18 protein-coding genes are annotated in these 16841 nt (G+C 70.2%); 6 read left to right on the top strand and 12 right to left on the bottom strand.

The annotated features are described in order from the left end of the window. Positions 1–82 precede the first annotated feature (82 nt). Positions 83–538, top strand: coding sequence for a GNAT family N-acetyltransferase (locus MO1_RS00410; protein ID WP_060914895.1), 456 nt, complete (start codon positions 83–85; stop codon positions 536–538). A gap of 164 nt (positions 539–702) precedes the next feature. Here the strand turns inward: MO1_RS00410 and MO1_RS00405 are convergent, their stop codons facing one another. Next, the gene (locus MO1_RS00405) at positions 703–1287 is read right to left on the bottom strand and encodes a GNAT family N-acetyltransferase (protein WP_036310902.1); all 585 of its coding nucleotides are present in this window, start codon (positions 1285–1287) and stop codon (positions 703–705) included. 110 nt (positions 1288–1397) lie between these two features. Here MO1_RS00405 and MO1_RS00400 point away from each other — a divergent pair, with 110 nt between their 5' ends. Next, entirely contained in the window at positions 1398–2633 is a 1236-nt protein-coding gene (locus MO1_RS00400) for an HNH endonuclease signature motif containing protein (RefSeq protein WP_036310903.1), read from the top strand. On the opposite strand, the gene MO1_RS00395 is transcribed toward MO1_RS00400, so the two are convergent. From MO1_RS00395 to MO1_RS00385, 3 genes are read right to left on the bottom strand one after another with little or no spacing between them, the layout of a single operon-like run. After that, on the bottom strand, positions 2630–2902 hold the full coding sequence (locus tag MO1_RS00395) for a hypothetical protein (RefSeq protein ID WP_036310905.1): 273 nt from the start codon (positions 2900–2902) through the stop codon (positions 2630–2632). The genes MO1_RS00400 and MO1_RS00395 overlap by 4 nt on opposite strands. Then, positions 2899–3345, bottom strand: coding sequence for a GNAT family N-acetyltransferase (locus tag MO1_RS00390; protein ID WP_370670632.1), 447 nt, complete (start codon positions 3343–3345; stop codon positions 2899–2901). Before MO1_RS00390 ends, MO1_RS00395 begins: the two co-directional genes overlap by 4 nt. Positions 3346–3368: 23 nt before the next feature. Beyond that, positions 3369–3911, bottom strand: coding sequence for a DUF1697 domain-containing protein (locus tag MO1_RS00385; protein ID WP_060914893.1), 543 nt, complete (start codon positions 3909–3911; stop codon positions 3369–3371). Positions 3912–3965: 54 nt separating this feature from the next. On the opposite strand from MO1_RS00385, the gene MO1_RS00380 reads away from it, so the two are divergent. Then, positions 3966–4508: a pyridoxine/pyridoxamine 5'-phosphate oxidase gene (locus MO1_RS00380; RefSeq protein ID WP_060915128.1), complete on the top strand. Its 543-nt coding sequence runs from the start codon at positions 3966–3968 to the stop codon at positions 4506–4508. Here MO1_RS00380 and MO1_RS00375 read toward each other — a convergent pair. The 8 genes from MO1_RS00375 to MO1_RS00340 form a co-directional block, all read right to left on the bottom strand. After that, positions 4505–7009 (bottom strand): DEAD/DEAH box helicase, encoded by a 2505-nt coding sequence (locus MO1_RS00375; protein WP_060914892.1) that lies wholly within the window; start codon positions 7007–7009, stop codon positions 4505–4507. The genes MO1_RS00380 and MO1_RS00375 overlap by 4 nt on opposite strands. Before the next feature lie 120 nt (positions 7010–7129). Continuing rightward, the gene (locus MO1_RS00370) at positions 7130–8293 is read right to left on the bottom strand and encodes a glycoside hydrolase family 3 N-terminal domain-containing protein (protein WP_060914891.1); all 1164 of its coding nucleotides are present in this window, start codon (positions 8291–8293) and stop codon (positions 7130–7132) included. A gap of 178 nt (positions 8294–8471) precedes the next feature. Next, on the bottom strand, positions 8472–9929 hold the full coding sequence (locus tag MO1_RS00365) for a sodium/solute symporter (RefSeq protein ID WP_060914890.1): 1458 nt from the start codon (positions 9927–9929) through the stop codon (positions 8472–8474). Further along, positions 9926–10291 carry a hypothetical protein gene (locus tag MO1_RS00360; RefSeq protein WP_036310919.1) on the bottom strand — a complete coding sequence of 122 codons (366 nt, stop codon included), beginning with the start codon at positions 10289–10291 and terminating at the stop codon, positions 9926–9928. The genes MO1_RS00365 and MO1_RS00360 overlap by 4 nt, the downstream gene beginning before the upstream one ends. Further along, positions 10288–11007, bottom strand: a complete 720-nt coding sequence (locus MO1_RS00355) for a LytR/AlgR family response regulator transcription factor (RefSeq protein WP_082724338.1) — start codon at positions 11005–11007, stop codon at positions 10288–10290. Before MO1_RS00355 ends, MO1_RS00360 begins: the two co-directional genes overlap by 4 nt. Further along, the gene (locus MO1_RS00350; RefSeq protein ID WP_036310921.1) at positions 11004–12191 is read right to left on the bottom strand and encodes a sensor histidine kinase; all 1188 of its coding nucleotides are present in this window, start codon (positions 12189–12191) and stop codon (positions 11004–11006) included. Before MO1_RS00350 ends, MO1_RS00355 begins: the two co-directional genes overlap by 4 nt. Before the next feature lie 23 nt (positions 12192–12214). Then, positions 12215–12451 carry a YbdD/YjiX family protein gene (locus tag MO1_RS00345; protein WP_235186086.1) on the bottom strand — a complete coding sequence of 79 codons (237 nt, stop codon included), beginning with the start codon at positions 12449–12451 and terminating at the stop codon, positions 12215–12217. 1 nt (position 12452) lies between these two features. Then, a complete protein-coding gene (locus tag MO1_RS00340) occupies positions 12453–14714 on the bottom strand; it encodes a carbon starvation CstA family protein (RefSeq protein WP_036310923.1) in 2262 nt (753 codons plus the stop codon). Between the two features lie 189 nt (positions 14715–14903). Between MO1_RS00340 and MO1_RS00335 the strand changes: the two genes are divergently transcribed. The 3 genes from MO1_RS00335 to MO1_RS00325 all read left to right on the top strand — a co-directional run bounded on the left by MO1_RS00335 (position 14904) and on the right by MO1_RS00325 (position 16805). Beyond that, positions 14904–15212 carry a GNAT family N-acetyltransferase gene (locus MO1_RS00335; RefSeq protein ID WP_036310925.1) on the top strand — a complete coding sequence of 103 codons (309 nt, stop codon included), beginning with the start codon at positions 14904–14906 and terminating at the stop codon, positions 15210–15212. A 2-nt stretch (positions 15213–15214) separates the two neighbouring features. After that, positions 15215–16186 (top strand): pirin family protein, encoded by a 972-nt coding sequence (locus MO1_RS00330; RefSeq protein WP_060914888.1) that lies wholly within the window; start codon positions 15215–15217, stop codon positions 16184–16186. 61 nt (positions 16187–16247) lie between these two features. Then, positions 16248–16805 carry an ECF transporter S component gene (locus MO1_RS00325; RefSeq protein ID WP_060914887.1) on the top strand — a complete coding sequence of 186 codons (558 nt, stop codon included), beginning with the start codon at positions 16248–16250 and terminating at the stop codon, positions 16803–16805. The last annotated feature ends 36 nt before the right edge of the window (positions 16806–16841 follow it).

Below are 16841 nucleotides of genomic sequence, written 5' to 3'. Positions count from 1 at the left end.
CAACCCTAGCCGCGGCATCCGACACGTTCTGCGGGTGTGGAGAGCATCGGCGCCTTTGCGAGGATGGGGAGGAGGGGCGGGCATGGAACTGATCAGGTGCACGGCGGCGGATGCGGCGGAAGTCGAAGCGTTCCTGCGCGAGGTCGACCTGACCGTGACGGGTCTCGATGCGCCGGCAGTGCGCCTGTGGGTCGAGCGCGACACCGACGGTCGGATCGTCGGGAGCACGGGGTACGAGCTGAGCGGCGACGGGCAGCACGCGCTGATCCGGAGCGTGGCGGTCATCCCGGAGGGGCGCTTGGCCGGGCGCGGACGCGAGCTGGCGACGTGGGCGCTGGAGCGGGCCGCCGAAGAAGGGGCGACCACGGCGTGGCTGTTCAGCCGCCGGTCGGGTGGGTTCTGGCAGTCGCTCGGATTCGCCGCCGCAGATCGCGCGGAGCTCGCGGGCGTCCTCGCGGAGACATACCAGGTGCGGACGTTCGTCGAGACCGGGCAGTTGGCGCGCGAGGTCGCGTGGGCGCGGGAGCTTTCGGCGTAGATCGCGCGGTGCGTTCGGGGGCGCTCTCGCCTGTCAAGACTCGCCGTCGAGAGCTGCAGTGTGCGACAGGGGAAGCGCGGATGCCGCTCGGTGTCGCTCCCCTGTCGCAACACGCCGCGAGGTGCTGCAGTTTGCGACGGGGGAAGGGGAAGGGATGCCGGGGGTCAGCGGACGGTGAGGTCGCGGGCGTACCGACGGCACACGTAGACCCGCCGATATCGCGCGCGGAGGTCGGCTTCGTCCTCGATGCGTCCGTGCACGAATACGGTGACCGGACTGCTCAGACCGTCCGGCGTGGTGAAGTCGGACGGATCGTCGCCGTCGCCGAGGTAGACGTGGAGGTAGCGGGTGGTCTCCGCGAAGCCGTTCCGCTGATACCAGCGATTCGCGGCAGCATCTTCTCGGGTCCACGCATCGAGGGTCCGGACGCCGCGGCCCTCGAGCACGACCAGCGCATGCGAGAGAAGCCGCGTGGCGACGCCCGCATGCTGCCATCCGGGACGCACCGCGACGGAGTCGATCGTGGCCTCTGCGCCGTCGACCTCAATGTCGAGGATGCCGACGATCCGACCGCCGTCCGCCACTGCGACGAGCTCGATCGCACCATCGGGAAGTCGAGTCCGCGACGGCTTCACATCGTCGTAGTACTGGGTCTGCACGAAGCTCAGCACCCGGCACGTGACCCAGCCGTCGGCGTCGGATTCCCGGTAGTCGCGGATGGTGACGAGAGCTGCGTCGGCGTGAGGCATCGGGGGATCCTTTCGGGGTGCACCGCACCTGGAACACCGTGGTCACGGTAGCGGATGCGGCGGTTCCCCCCTCCGGAGGCGATGTCGGAACCCCCTCCTAGTCTGGGACTATGTCCGGTGATGAGGAGTTCGAGCGGTGGCCCACCCAGGTGCCGCCCGACGTCCCATCGACCCTGGACTGGGTGGTGATGTGCGCGGATATGGCGACCGTCCACGCAGCGCAGCGCTATCGGTGCCTCGTCGAGTTGTGGGACGACGCGGTCGCTGAGGAGCACCGGAACGACCGTGACGCAGTGCTTGTGGAACGGTCGGTGCGGCTCGAAGTCGCGAGCGCACTGCGAATCACCGAGCACGCCGCCGGACGCTTGATGGGCCTCGGGCGCGCTTTGGTGTACCGGTACCCGGCGGTGCTCGACTCGATGAGTCATGCGGGCATCACCGACACGCACGCGACGATCATCGTCGACGGGCTCGACCAACTCGAGAGCGTGCGCGACGAATTGGTCGCGGAAGTGCTCGGGGCGGCGGAGGAGATGGCAACCGGCCCTTTCCGCCGATACGTGCGACGGATCGTGGACCGCGAACGCGAGGCGGCACTCGCCGACCAGCACGCCACCGCCGTGACACACCGCCACGTGCGCGTCGATGCAGGCGTCGACGGGATGGCCTGGCTCACCGCGCACCTGCCCGCGGTCGAAGCGCACGCGATCCTCGGCAGGCTCACCGCCATCGCGAAAACCCTCGACGATGACGAACGCACCCTCGACCAAAAACGCGCCGACGTGTTCGGAGACCTCCTCATCGACGGGGAAACCACTTCCCTTCCAGACACCGCGCGCGGAATCCGCCCGACCGTCGCGATCACCGTCCCCGCCCTGACGCTCCTCACCGGCAACGGCCCGACCGCACAGGTCGACGGCGTCGGCCCCGTCCCCCTCGACCGGGCTCGGGAACTGTGCGGTGCGGCATCCGGGTGGATGCGGGTGCTCACCCACCCCGAAACGGGTGTCGTCCTCTCCGTCGGACGCGAGCAGTACCGGCCACCCGCAGACCTCCGACGCCTCGTTGCCTGGCGCGCGGCGCGGTGTATGGCGCCGGGATGCGGGATCCCCGCCGACCGGTGCGACATCGACCACACCGTCGACTGGCACCACGGCGGCCACACCGACGCGGCAAACCTCGCCCCGCTCTGCCGCGGGCATCACACCCTCAAACACCACACCGACTGGCGGGTCAGAGCGAAACCCGGCGGAGCCCTGGAATGGACCTCACCCGCAGGCAGGGTTTACCTCGTGCAACCCGAACGACGCATCCCGCAGTTCACCACCGACCCACCACCGTTCTAGGACGCGGACGCGAGTTCGTTCAGCCGCGCCACGAAAGCGGTCATCGCGCTGGCGCCGATCACGCCCGTGAGAGTGTCACCGAACCAGTGCTGCCACACGCGGTCGACATCCTGCGACGACACGCTGCCTTGTTGCGCGAGTATCCCGGCAAGCTCCGACGCCTCAGGGGCATACTCGTCCGACGGAGCGCCATCCGGCTCACCCGGCGCCAGCCCATACGGGTCTACGTCGTTCAGCGCCGCGATCACAGCATCCACCCCGGCGGTCACCGGACCATCCTCGCCTCGACGATCCCCGGGGTGCCGGGGTCGGACTGCTCCGCGCCGTCGAACGCGAAACCGTTGCGACGGTAGAACGCGATCGCCCGCGGATTCTTGGTCGCCACCCACAGCGACGCGGGACCCTCACCGAGCACCGCGTCAAACAACGCCTGCCCCACGCCCGTCCCGTGATGTGCGGCCAGCACGTACAGGATGTACAGCTGCGCGCCGTCGTCGTCCGACCTGCCGGACATCGCGAAGCCGATCAGGCCCCCGTCCGCCTCCGCCACCCGCACGGTGTGCTCCGGCCGCCGCGTCGACAGGATCTGCGACCACATCCGGCGTCGCATGTCCGCCACGTCAGCGGTGAAGAACCCCTCCGGAAGCAGGTGCTCGTACGTCTCGCGCCACGTCGCCACATGGAGCGCGGCGATCGCCTCGGCATCCGTCATCTGCGGCTCGCGCACCACGAACGTCACGCGTCGCACCACTTCTCCGCGAGGGTACGGATGACGTTCGCGTTGCGGTTCGTCGCGACTCCCAGCAGCTTCGCGGCACTCAGCGGATCGACGGCGCCCTCCTGATATCCCGGCTCCAGCAGCGCATGCGCGGCACGCCCGCTCACCATCATCCGACCCCGCCCGTCGGCGCGGGCCTCGACGTCCGCGACCTGCCCCGGGGTCAGCTCGTCCTTCAGCAGATAGACGTAGTGCCGCGCGATCCCCGGGTGCGCGTCGGCCAGTTCACGCGTCTGCTGAGCGACGGCCCGGAACTCCGCGGCCGAATACACGATCGTCGGCACCTCGAAACCCCGGTCCGCCATGAACGCCTTTTCCAGGACCCGCTCGATCCGCTCCCGGGAGCGCATCCGCGACTCGAACCGCACGTTCCCCGTGTTGATGTGCGTCTCGACGCCCTCGAAACCGGCATCCTCGACGACACGCCTGATGTCACCCTTCGGGAACACGCGCTTCACACCCAGATTGATCGCCCGCAGGAACGCCAGATACGTCGTCACCCGCTCAGTCTGCACGCTCGGCCCGACGCGACGCGAGGGAGCAGGATGGACAGCATGAACGAGCTCACGCGCTGGCTCCGCGAGCAGCCCTCCCTCATCGGGACCCCGCCGCCGCTCGACGCCGCCGAGCTCCCCACAGACCCGCACGAGCTGTTCGACACCTGGATCCGGCACGCATCTCTCGCCGGCGTCGCCGAACCGCGTGCCACCACCCTCGCGACAGCGGATGCCGGTGGTCGCCCCGACGCGCGGACCCTCATCCTCAAGGGCGTCGACACCGATGGCTGGCAGTTCGCCGGCCCGCGATCGTCGGCGAAGGGCGCTCAGCTCGCCGAGAACCCTGCCGCCGCCCTGAACTTCTGGTGGCAGCCCGTCATGCAAGCCGTGCGCGTTCGCGGCACGGTGAACGAGGCGGCACCGGAGGAGAGCGCGTCCGACATCAGCGGCAGCCCCGCGGGCGCACTCCTCGCACCCGGCGAGTGGGTACTGTGGCGGCTCGTCCCCGAGCGCATCGAGTTCTGGCAGGGATCGCCTGACCGTCGACACGTCCGCATCGTGTACACGCGCCGCGGCGACAGCTGGACCCGCGAGGGCTAGAGCCGCACGACCTCGGTCACGCGCACCACGGCGGCGCCCTCTTCAACGGAGGTCTCGAGGTCGACCTCAGCGCGGATACGCCAATCATGGTCGCCGGCCGGGTCGTCGATGATCTGCTCCACGCGCCATATGCCTGTCGCGGCATCCGACTCGTCGAAGATGCACAGCGCGGGGCTGCGGGCGGCGCCGCCCGTCAGGATCTCGTCGTGGTCACCGAAGTAGCGGTCGAGGACGTCGGGCCAACCGGCATCCGGATCCAGCTCGACCAGCGCGTCGTCGTTCTGCAGCGCCGCCAGCTGCACCCGTCGGAACATCTCGTTGCGCACCAGCACGACGAACGCGCGCCGGTTCGCGATGATCGACGGCGGCGCGGGCGGAACCACCGGCGCCTCAGGGTCGGCGACCGGGTTGATCAGCGCCTGCCACTCGTCGACGAGACTCGAGTCGACCTGACGCACCAGCTCGCCGAGCCACTCGATGAGATCGAGCAGTTCGTCGGTGCGGGCCTCGGCCGGCACCGTCTGCCGGATCGCGCGGTACGCGTCGGACAGGTACCGCAGGACGAGTCCCTCGCTCCTGCCGAGCTGGTAGAACGACACGAACTCGCCGAACGACATCGCCCGCTCGAACATGTCGCGGACGACCGACTTCGGCGACAGCTCGAAGTCCCGCACCCACGGCTGGCTCGACGCGAACGTCTCGTAGGCCTGCGCGAGGAGTTCCGCGAGCGGCTTCGGCCACGTCACCGACTCGAGCAGCTCCATGCGCTCGTCGTACTCGATGCCGTCGCGCTTCATCGCGCCGACCGCCTCGCCGCGCGCCTTGTACTCCTGCTGCGACAGGATCGCGCGCGGATCGTCCAGCGTCGACTCGATCACGCTCACCACGTCGAGCGCATAGTGACCGCTGCCGACGCCGGCGTCACCGGCATCCGGATCGAGCAGGTCGATCGCGGCGAGCGCGAACGGCGACAGGGGCTGATTGAGTGCGAAGTTCGGCTGCAGGTCGACGGTGAGACGGATGCCGTCCGCATCGGCCACGACGATGTCCGCCGCCACGAGCGTCCGGAACAGCGCGATCGCCCGGCGGGCCAGGTCGTACTGCCGCGCCTTCGGCTCATGGTTGTCGAAGACGAGCGATCGGACGTTGCCGAACACGTCGCCGCCCCGCCCGATCACGTTGATGAGCATCGCCGTCGTCAGCTTCAGCTGCGGGGAAAGCGGCTCGGGCTCGGCCGCGACCAACCGTTCGAAGGAACCTTCACCCCAATTCACGACACCCGTGGGCGCCTTCTTGCGGACGATCTTCTTGCGCTTGGCGGCGTCGTCGCCGGCCTTCGCCAGCGCGACGGCGTTCTCGATCTCCCACTCCGGCGCCAACACGACGACGCTGCCGCGCGTGTCGTACCCGGCACGTCCTGCGCGACCGGCGATCTGGTGGAACTCACGCGCCGAGAGCTGCCGCATCTTCGTGCCGTCGTACTTCGACAGCGCCGTGATCAGCACCGTCCGGATGGGGACGTTGATGCCGACACCGAGGGTGTCGGTGCCGCAGATGACGCGGAGCAGCCCGCGCTGCGCGAGCGTCTCGACGAGCCGCCGGTAGCGCGGCAGCATCCCGGCGTGGTGCACTCCGATGCCCGCACGGACGAGACGGGACAGCGTCTTGCCGAACCCCGTCGTGAAGCGGAACCCGCCGATGGCCTCGGCGATCTCGTCGCGCTGCTCGCGTGTCGTGATCTTCACGCTCGACAGGGCCTGCGCACGTTCGAGCGCCGCGGCCTGCGAGAAGTGGACGATGTAGACGGGCGTTTCGCGGTTCTCGAGCAGCCCCTCCACCACCTCGTGCACGGGCCGCCGGGCGTACGAGTAGTCGAGCGGCACGGGGCGCTCGACGCCCGCGATGTGCGCGACCGGCCGGCCGGTGCGCCTCTCGAGGTCAGTCTTGATCGCAGAGACGTCGCCGAGCGTCGCCGACATCAGGAGGAACTGCGCCTTCGGGAGGAGGAGGAGCGGCACCTGCCACGCCCACCCTCGGTCGGGATCGCCGTAGTAGTGGAACTCGTCCATCACGACCTGATCGATCTCGGCGTCGGGACCGAGGCGCAGCGCAACGTTCGCCAGGATCTCGGCGGTGCAGCAGATGATCGGCGCGTCGGGGTTCACCGACGAATCGCCCGTGACCATGCCCACGGCATCCGGTCCAAAGATGTCGACGAGGGCGAAGAACTTCTCGCTGACGAGGGCTTTGATGGGAGCCGTGTAGTACGTGCGACCGCCGCGGGCGAGGGATGCCGTGTGTGCCGCGACGGCGACGAGGGACTTACCCGTGCCGGTCGGCGTCGCGAGGATCACGTGCGAGCCCGAGGCGAGCTCGAGGACCGCCTCATCCTGCGCGGGATACAGGTCGATGCCGCGCTCGATCGTCCACTCGAGGAAGCCCTCGTAGACGGCGTCAGCAGTCGACCCTTCCGGGATCCGGTCCCGCAGCGTCGAACTCATCCCTCGAGTCTGCCTCACGGGGGGTCGGTCGGCGTGCCCGGTGCAGGTCAGATCAGCTCCGAACGCCGCCGAAGGGGCACGAAAGGCGCCTGAGCCTGACCTCGGCACGCGACAGGAACGTCACGGCATGTCGGCCTTCGCGGCGAGCACTCTGGCTGCGGCGGCGTCGACCTGCGCGGCGAACTGAGGGTCGCGCAAGGCGCGCGCGAGGACCGCGTCGTACATCGCAGGGAACACCGATGCGTCCTCGGCGACGAGCAGCACGTCGACTCCCGCGGAGATCGCCTTCACCGCTCGGTCGGCGGGCGACCAGGCCGACACCGCGACGGCCTGCGACAGATCGTCCGAGAAAAGGACGCCCGAGAAGCCGACCTGGTTGCGGAGGACGTCCACGACTTTCGACGAGAAGACCGCCGGGGTGGACCCATCGATGCGGTCGTAGATCGCCGACGACACCATCACGGCCGACGGGCCCGCCTGGGTCAGCGGCCGGTAGACGTCGATGTCCGGCCCGTTCGTCGTCACGACGGTGTCGACGACGTCGGCCGTCGTGTCGGTGTTCGCCGACACGTGGCCGAGGCCCGGGAAGTGCTTGAACGTGGGCAGGATGCCGGCATCCCGCATCCCCTCGGCGAAAGCGCCGGCTTTGTCGGCGACGGTCGATTCGTCGTACCCGTACTGGCGGCCGAACGCACCGATCGGCGGATTGTCGAAGCGGGTCGCCTTGCTCGTGACGATGTCGGCGATCGGAGCGAGGTCGACGTTGACGCCCGCCGCGGCGAGCTCACGCCCCCACCTCTCGGCAGACGCGCGGAGCTGATCGTCGGAGAGGTCGGCCTGGCGGATGCCGTAGGGCATCGCGTCGAACCCCGGCCCGTGGAGCACCTGCACCTCGCCGCCCTCCTGGTCGGTCGCGACCCACAGGGGTGTCTGAGTCCCCGCGGCGGCGGTGAAGCGGTCGACGAGATCGGCCGTCGCCTGCACGCCGGCGTGCGACCGACCGCTCAGGAACACGCCGCCGGCGTGGCGGTCCTCGACGGCCGACAGGGTCACCGGTGAGGCGGCGGTGGCTTTCGTCCCGACCATGAACAGCTGACCGACCCGCTCTTCGAGCGTGAGGGAGTCAACCGGGCTCTGTGTCGGCGAGGGTGAGGGCGTCGCCGATGGGGTGGCGGGCGGCGCCGGAGAAGAGACCGACGGTGTGGATGCCGACGGGCTCGACGCGGGCGGCGGGGAGGCCGCGGGCGACGCCGAGCACCCGGCGAGGATCGACGCGGCGAGCACCGCGCCGAGGGCTGACCATCTCAGTGACCGACGCACAACGACATTCTGCTCCTGCACGAGCGTGCCGTTCTCCGGAGGAAACCGGTTGTCGCACGGCGACCCCGGTGGATCCGAGCGTTTCTCCGGAGAACGGGACGCGGAACGGCCCCGGAGAACGGGACGCGGGGCAGTCCGCGGGTCAGCCGCGGCCCGGCGTATGCAGGCGGGCGAGGTAGGCGCCCGTGCTCACCGGCGCGCCCGCGCGGTCGGTCAGCGACACGACCACGGTGACGACGGTGGCGAGCGGGATGGTCCACGCCGCCGGCTGGGCGAGCAGTGGCGCCGCGAGTCCGACGCCGCCGACCGCCGCGTGCACCAGGAACGCGACCCCACACGCCGCCGCCCCCGTCACCATCCCCGCCACGGCGCCCCGCGCCGTCAGCCGCGACCACCAGATCGACAGCAGCAGGACGGGCGATAGAGCGGATGCCGCGAACACGAACACGATGCCGACCGAGGCGACCAGCCCGGCCGGGGCGGTCAGCAGTGCGATCGCGAGCGGAACGAGCGCGACGACGGCGGCCGACAGTCGGAAGGAGCGGACGGACCCCGAGAAGACGTCCTGACTGATGACGCCGGCGAGCGAGACGGTGAGTCCCGCCGAGGTGGCGAGGAACGCCGCGAACGCGCCGGCGACGACGAGCGCGGTCAGCAACTCGCCGATGATCCCGGGGAAGACGCGCGCCGGCAGGACGAGCGCGACGGTATCGGCGACTCCGGGCCGGGCGAGGTCGGGCGCGACCACGCGCGCGAGCAGTCCGATGACGCTCGAGACGGCGTAGAAGACGCTCACCATGACGATGACGAGCACCGTCGTCCGCCGCGCGGAGCCGCCGGTCGGGCTCGTGTAGAACCGCACGAGGACGTGCGGGAGCCCCATCGTGCCGAACAGCAGGGCGAGCAGCAGCGACCCCGCCGCGTAGGCATCCAGCCCCGACGGCCCCGCCTCGGGCGGGAACACGACCCGGGGATCGATGTCCGGTGCGCCGCCGTTCACGGCGAATACGATCAGCACCGCGGGCACGAGCAGCGCCGTCAGCTTCAACCAGTACTGGAACGCCTGCACGTAGGTGATGGCCCGCATCCCGCCCGCGGCCGCGGCCGCCGCGACCAGCACCGCAACGAGGACCGCGCCCACCCACGGCGGGATGTCGGCGACGACCTGCAGGGTGATGCCGGCGCCGTGCAGCTGCGGCACGATGTACAGCCATCCGATGAGCAGGCATCCTGCACTCGTGACCCGACGGGCGAAGCGCGACTCGAGTCGCGCCTCGATGAAATCGGGGATCGTGTAGGCGCCGCTTCGGCGAAGGGGCGCGGCGACGAACAGCAGCACGAGCAGGTATCCGGCGGCGTATCCGATGGGGAACCAGAACCCCTCCGCACCGCTCAGGAGCACGAGTCCCGACAGACCGAGGAACGTCCCCGCCGAGAGGTACTCCCCGCTGATCGCCGAGGCGTTCCACACCGGGCGGACGGTGCGGGATGCCACGAAGAAGTCGCTCGTGGTCCGCGACACCCGCAGCCCGTACGCCCCGATGAGGACGGTCGCCCCGACGACGGCCGCGACCGCGACGAGGTCGAGCAACGCGTTCACGCGCCCTCGTCGCGGAGCGCCCGCCAGCGCCGTTCGTTGCGGTTCGCTCCGCGGACGTAGAGGATCGCGAACCCCGCGATCACGGGATAGAAGCCGAACGCGTGCAGCAGCCACGACAGTGGCACGCCGAGCAGCACGATGTCGTCGAGCTCGGGGATCAGGGTGAGCGCGCCGAGCAGCACGAGCGTCACCGTCACGAAGCCGAGCAGAGTTCCCACCGCAAGGCGCAGCTGCGAGCGGCGCAGTGCCCGCGCGTAGGCCGCCTCGGCATCGTCGACGGGCGCACCCGGCAGGGCGATCCCGCGCGTGGGTGCACCCGGGCGTCCCGCTCCCGCGGTGACGCGCACCCGCTCGCGGGTCACGATCCGCCCCGCCCGACGAGCGCCTCGCGAACCGCGGGGAGCAGGCGCCGGCTCACCGGCAGCGCCGTGTCGCCGATCCAGACAGTCGGTTCGGCTCCGGAGAGGCGCACCTCGGTGACGGATGCCGCCCGCACGAGGAACGAGCGATGGACCCGGACGAAGCCGGCATCCACCCACCGGGTCTCGAGCTCCGAGATCGGGATGCGGACGAGGTGCCCCGACGCGCCGTCGGTGTGGAGCCGGGTGTAGTCGCCCTCGGCGCGCACCCAGCGGACGTCGCTGCGGTGCACGAACCGGACGGCCGAGCCGACGGTGACGGGCAGCACCTCGTCGGACTCGGCGGGACGGTCGTTGAGGGCGATCCGGTCGACAGCCCGCCGCAGCCGCTCGATACGCACCGGCTTGAGGAGGTAGTCGAGTGCCCGCAGCTCGAACGCGTCGACCGCGTGGGCGTCGTCGGCGGTCACGAACACGATCGCGGGAGGCATCGCAAGCCCGCGCAGCGCACCGGCGAGCTCGAGCCCCGTGATCCCCGGCATGTGGATGTCGAGGAATGCCGCGGCGACAGGTCGTTCGGTGAGCAGGCGCAGCGCCTCGGCGCCCGACGATGCCGTGAGGACCTCGCCGATGCGGGCGTCGGCGCGCAGGAGGAAGGCGAGCTCGTCGAGAGCGGGCTTCTCGTCGTCGGCGACCAGGACGTCGATCACGACGCTCACTCCTCGCCCCGCGCCAGGTGATGCGGCTGCGATTTCGGGATCCGCATGCGGACGAGAGTACCGGCGCCCGGCGCGGTCTCGACGACGAGCCCTCCCTCGGCGCCGTACAGCTGGCGGAGGCGGGTGTCGACGTTCCGCAGGCCGACGTTGCGGCCGTCGTCGGCGCGGGTCAGGAGCGCGTGCAGCTCTTCGGGATCCATGCCCGCGCCGTCGTCCTCGACGGTGATCTCGGTGTGGGTCGCGGCATCCTCCGACGCGATGAGGATCGTGCCGCCGCCCTCCCCGGGCTCCAGCCCGTGTCGGACGGCGTTCTCGACGAGGGGCTGCACCGACAGGAACGGGATGACCGTAGCCAGCGTCTCGGGCGAGATCCGCAGCGTCACCGACAGCCTCCCGCCGAAGCGCGCGTGCTCGAGCTCGAGATAGGAGTGGATGCTGCGGAGCTCTTCGGAGAGCGTCGTGAACTCCCCCTGGCGCCGGAACGAGTAGCGCGTGAAGTCGGCGAACTCGAGCACCAGTTCGCGGGCGCGCGGTGGGTCGGTGGAGATGAACGAGGCGATCGCCGTGAGCGCGTTGTAGATGAAGTGCGGCGAGATCTGCGCGCGGAGCGACCTCAGCTCGGCCTCGGCGAGCGCTGCCCGCGACGCGTCGAGTTCGCCCAGGGTGGCCTGCGCCGCGCACCAGTCGGCGACTTCACCCGCGGCTCGCACGAGCGCCGCGCGGACGGGCGAGGCGAAGGCGATCAGCACCCCCGCGACGGCGCCGTCGACCCGGACGGGCGCGCCCACCGCCTCGAGCCCGTCGCCGCCGTCGGCTCGAGGGAAGACGCGGCGCTTGCCGGTCTCGGCGACCTGCGACGCGATGCGACGGGCCGCGGCATCCAGCCCCTCGGTCTGTCCATCACGGGCCACGACGACATCGCCGACCACGAGCATCACGGCGGGGCTACCGAGGACGGCGCGGAGGTGCCGCGCCGCGCGAGCGACGTCGGCCGTGTCGAGCCCGCCGCGCAGGTAGGGGGCGGCGAGGCTCGCCTGGTGGAGCGCCCGGTAGGTCGCCTCCTCGGCTTCGCTCCCGAGCCCGCCCGGCCCGCGCGCGTACCGCCGGGCGAGGAGCAGCAACCCCGACAGCACGATGCCGCCGACCACGCCGAGCACAGCGGCGAGGACGACGGCATCGGTCATGCGACGAGCCTAGATCGCGGGCGTCAGCAGCAGCGGGCGCCCGGGTTGCGGTCCTGGTCGTCCATCTTCTGACGCCAGAACTGCCGCTCGGTCATGGGCTCCTCGTCGGGGTGCACCCGATGGTGGTGCGCGACGTAGGTCGCGTAGGCGGTGTCGCCCATGAGGGTGGTCATGTACCAGCGGATGCCGCGGCCCGCCCGCAGCACGAGGTCGATCATCGCTCGCATCGGCGAGGCCGCGGCATCCGTCCGTGTACTCATGTCAGTGCCGGTTCGTCGCGCGCTCGTCGGCCAAGAGTGGCTCCCACTGCTTCTCGAGCTCCCGCTCCGTCGGCGATGCGACGAACCCCGCGGGGGCGAAGCGGCGCGAGGGCACCGGCTCGTCCTCGTTGTTCTCGCCGCCGCCGCGGCGGATGGCGGCGATCGTGACGCACACCGCGGCGATGATGACGATGATCGCGAGGGTCACGAACACGATCGACAGGGTGCCCTGCACGAAGGTGTTGCGGATGACGGCCTCCATGACCTTCGGCTCGCCGAGTTCCGTGTTCCCGGCGGCGAGGGCGTCGCGGTAGCGGAAGTGGTTCGACCAGTATCCGATCGCCGGGTTGGGCGAGAAGATCTTGTAGGCCGAGGCGGTGATCGTGACGACGGCGGCGAACGCGAGCGGCAGGGCGACGATCCACAGCCACTTCACGAACGACGGACCGCGCTTCGCGATGATCGCGAGCACCACGGCGAGCGCGATCGCGGCGAGCAGCTGGTTGGCGATGCCGAACAGCGGGAAGAACGTGTTGATGCCGCCGAGCGGGTCGGTCACACCGAGGATGAGGATCGCTCCCCAGCCGGCGACCATGATCGCCGTTGTGATCCACACGCCCGGACGCCACGAGACATCGCGGAACTTGGGGACCCAGTGGCCGATCGAGTCCTGCAGCATGAAGCGCGCGACGCGCGTACCGGCATCCACTGCCGTCAGGATGAACAACGCCTCGAACATGATCGCGAAGTGGTACCAGAACGCCATCATCGCCTGGCCGCCGAGGGCCTGCTGCATGATGTGCGCGAGACCGAGCGCGAGGGTCGGTGCGCCGCCGGTGCGCGAGACGATCGACTCCTCGCCGACCGCCGCCGCCGTGCTCGTCAGCATGTCGGGAGTGAGGTTCACCCCCGTGATGCCGAGCGAGTTGACGAAGGCGACCGCACCCTCCACGGTGCCCATCGTCGATGCCGCCGAGGCGTTCATCGCGTAGTAGATGCCCTGGTCGATCGAGATCGCGGCGACGAGCGCCATGATCGCGACGAAGGACTCCATGATCATGCCGCCGTAGCCGATGAAGCGCGTCTGACGCTCCTTCTCGACGAGCTTCGGGGTCGTGCCCGACGCGATGAGCGCATGGAACCCCGACAGCGCACCGCACGCGATGGTCACGAACAAGAAGGGGAAGAGGGGACCGGCGAACACCGGTCCGGTTCCTGCGATCGCGAAGTCGGTCACCGCCGGCACCGTGATCTCGGGGCGGACGAGGACGATCGCGCCGGCCAGCATCACGATGACGCCGATCTTCATGAACGTCGACAGGTAGTCGCGGGGAGCGAGCAGCAGCCAGACGGGGAGCACCGCGGCGATGAAGCCGTAGATGATGATGCCCCACGCGATGACGGTGCGGTCGAGGTGCAGGTACTCCTGGCCCCAGGCCGTCTCCGCGACCCAGCCGCCGGCGACGATGGCGCCGATCAGCAGCACGAAGCCGATGATCGAGACCTCGGTCACCTTGCCGGGGCGCAGGTAGCGCAGGTACAGCCCCATGAAGAGGGCGATGGGGATGGTCATCGAGACCGAGAAGACGCCCCACGGGCTCTCGCCGAGCGCGTTGACGACGACGAGCGCGAGGATCGCGACGATGATGAGCATGATCAGCAGCGATGCGACGATCGCGGCCGTGCCGCCGATGCGGCCGAGCTCCTGACGGGCCATCTGGCCGATCGTCCGGCCGCCGCGACGCATCGAGAAGAAAAGCACCGTGTAGTCCTGGACGGCGCCGGCGAGCACGACGCCGACGATGATCCAGATCGTGCCGGGGAGGAAGCCCATCTGCGCGGCGAGGACCGGGCCGACGAGAGGGCCGGCGCCGGCGATGGCAGCGAAGTGGTGGCCGTAAAGGACACGGCGGTCGGTCGGGACGTAGTCCTTGCCGTCCTGCTTGACCTCGGCCGGGGTCGCCCGACGGTCGTCGGGACGCAGCAGGTGCTTCTCGATGACCTTCGAATAGAACCGATATCCGATGAGGTAGGTCGCGACGGCCGCGAACACGAACCAAATCGCGTTGACGGTCTCGCCGCGGACGATCGCCAGCATCGTCCAGCCGAGACCACCGGCGAGGGCGATCAGCGCCCAGATGACGATCTTCAGCGGCGTCCAGCGGCTGTCCTTGGCCGTCTGCTCCTCGGTGAGGGCGACGGGGGGAAGCGAGGGATCCGGCTCGAGCGTGGCGGCCTTGCCACGGCGCGACGGTGCAGACATGGGCGACTCCTTCTGGGCGCGTCTTTGCGTACAGGTCAGGGTAGGAAGACGGATGCCGCGGCGCTCGGCCCCTGGCGAGGTCGCTGCGACGAGCGGCGCGACCGCTGCGACGAACGGCGAGCCCGGGCGCGTCTGGCGGGAAGGCTCGCGCGGCGTTTACGGTTGACCCACACGACAGAGGGAGTCCCCGTGGCACACGACGCCGCACCGACGGTCACGCGCAACGACGAGAAGAATCGCTACGAGATCCACGTCGACGGGGCGGTGGCGGGCTACACCCTCTTCACGGTCGATGAATGGGGTCGCACCGTGATGCCCCACACCAAGATCGACCCCGCCTACAAGGGGCAGGGCCTCGGCTCGACGCTCGTCGCCGACGCGCTCGCCGACCTCGCCCGCCGCGACGCGGAGGTCGTGCCCCAGTGCCCGTTCGTCGCGGGCTACCTCGAGAACCACGCCGTGCCCGGACTCACCGTCGCCTCACCCGACGCGGAGTAGGGATGACGCGCCTCGACACCGATCCGACCGAGTCCGTCGACTCCCCGCCGTCCTGCGACGGCCCACGGTCGCTGCTGCTGACGGCACGCGAGGTCCCCCTTGGCGGCGTCCGCGGCATGCAGGTGCACCGCGCCCTGCCGCAGCGCGAGCTGCCGATGGTCGGAGCCTGGTGCTTCCTCGACCGTTTCGGCCCGCAGGTGACGACGATGCGCGTCGAACCCCACCCGCACATCGGTCTGCAGACGGTGACGTGGCCGTTCGCCGGCGAGACCCGCCATCGCGACACGATCGGCTCCGACGTCGTCATCAAACGCGGCCAGCTCAACATCATGACGAGCGGCGCCGGCATCGCCCACTCGGAGTACTCGATGGGCGACGAGCCGACCGTCACCGACGCCCTCCAGCTCTGGGTCGCCCTCCCCGAGTCGCGGCGCCACGGCGAACCCGACTTCGAGCGCCACACCGACCTTCCCATCGTGGAGCTCGGCGAGGGAGCCGCGGCCGTCGTCGTGGTCGGCGAGCTCGCCGGCATCCACTCTCCCGCCACCATGTACACGCCGATCGTCGGGGCCGAGGTCTACATCCCCGCCGGCGCGCGCATCCGGATCCCCCTGAACCCGGCCTGGGAGCACGCGATCGTCGGGGTCGACGGGGCACCGCTCGTCCATACCGGCGACGAGCCGGTCGCCCTCGGCGATCACGACCTGCTCTACCTCGGCCTCGACCGCGACGTCATCGAGATCGCCGCGCCGACCGACGTCACGGTCTTCGTCCTGGGTGGTGAACCGTTCGAGAGCGACATCGTCATGTGGTGGAACTTCGTCGGTCGCAGCCACGACGAGATCGTCTCGGCACGTGAGGAGTGGGAGGCGGATTCCCCGCGCTTCGGCCACGTCGTCACCCACGGCGACGAGCGCATCCCGGCGCCCCCGCTGCCGACCGTGCGGTTGACGAAACGGCGCCGTCGCACCTGACTCGGCGCCCGCGGTTTTTGCACGGCCCGGGCCCCGCTCGCCCGCGGATAGCCTTGGATCCGTGGCCCGAATCCCCCTGCTCTCCACGCGCGTCCTGCTCGTGTGCGCGGCGCTCGGCGTGGCCACAGGCATCCTCGGCGGAGTAGCCGGGCTCGTGACACCCGCGGTCCTCGCCCTGGCGCCCTGGGCGTACGGCGCCGTGCTCGGCTCGCACGTGTTGCCAGGCATCATCGCGCAGCAGGTTTTCCGGATGCCCCTCGTCGCCCTCACGACGCATGTGCTGGCCGCGCTGGTCGCCAGCTCCGTGAACCCGGCCTGGATCGGACGCTTCCTCGGCACCGCACTGCTGTTCGGGGCCATCCAGGAGGGAGTGGCTGCCCTCACCCGTTATCGCGTCTGGGGACGCTGGCGCTTCTACGTCTCGGCTGTTGCCATCGGGGTCGTGGTGGCCGGGGTCGTGGCGGTCGCCGCCGACCTCACGGTGCTCCCCACCTGGGCGCAGATCGCGTACTTCGTGGTCTCGATCTTCGGGCCCGTCGCCTGGACCGCCGCCGGCCTCGGCGTGGGCTCGGGTCTGCGTCGGGCGGGTGTCGCACGACCGACCGTCACCCGCAGGTAAGGGTAGGCTAACTTGGGAGTACCCCTCCCTCGTTTG

The sequence above is a fragment of the Microbacterium oleivorans NBRC 103075 genome (assembly GCF_001552475.1).
Lineage (GTDB): Bacteria > Actinomycetota > Actinomycetes > Actinomycetales > Microbacteriaceae > Microbacterium > Microbacterium oleivorans.
This window is presented reverse-complemented; position numbering and strand designations above follow the sequence as displayed.

What these genes read in the sequence shown, in the direction of transcription:
- MO1_RS00410 (WP_060914895.1), top strand. Translation starts at nt 83, where the DNA reads ATGGAACTGATCAGGTGCACGGCGGCGGATGCGGCGGAAGTCGAAGCG.
- MO1_RS00405 (WP_036310902.1), bottom strand. Translation starts at nt 1,287, where the DNA reads ATGCCTCACGCCGACGCAGCTCTCGTCACCATCCGCGACTACCGGGAA.
- MO1_RS00400 (WP_036310903.1), top strand. Translation starts at nt 1,398, where the DNA reads ATGTCCGGTGATGAGGAGTTCGAGCGGTGGCCCACCCAGGTGCCGCCC.
- MO1_RS00390 (WP_370670632.1), bottom strand. Translation starts at nt 3,345, where the DNA reads ATGACGGATGCCGAGGCGATCGCCGCGCTCCATGTGGCGACGTGGCGC.
- MO1_RS00380 (WP_060915128.1), top strand. Translation starts at nt 3,966, where the DNA reads ATGAACGAGCTCACGCGCTGGCTCCGCGAGCAGCCCTCCCTCATCGGG.
- MO1_RS00375 (WP_060914892.1), bottom strand. Translation starts at nt 7,009, where the DNA reads ATGAGTTCGACGCTGCGGGACCGGATCCCGGAAGGGTCGACTGCTGAC.
- MO1_RS00350 (WP_036310921.1), bottom strand. Translation starts at nt 12,191, where the DNA reads ATGACCGATGCCGTCGTCCTCGCCGCTGTGCTCGGCGTGGTCGGCGGC.
- MO1_RS00345 (WP_235186086.1), bottom strand. Translation starts at nt 12,451, where the DNA reads ATGAGTACACGGACGGATGCCGCGGCCTCGCCGATGCGAGCGATGATC.
- MO1_RS00340 (WP_036310923.1), bottom strand. Translation starts at nt 14,714, where the DNA reads ATGTCTGCACCGTCGCGCCGTGGCAAGGCCGCCACGCTCGAGCCGGAT.
- MO1_RS00330 (WP_060914888.1), top strand. Translation starts at nt 15,215, where the DNA reads ATGACGCGCCTCGACACCGATCCGACCGAGTCCGTCGACTCCCCGCCG.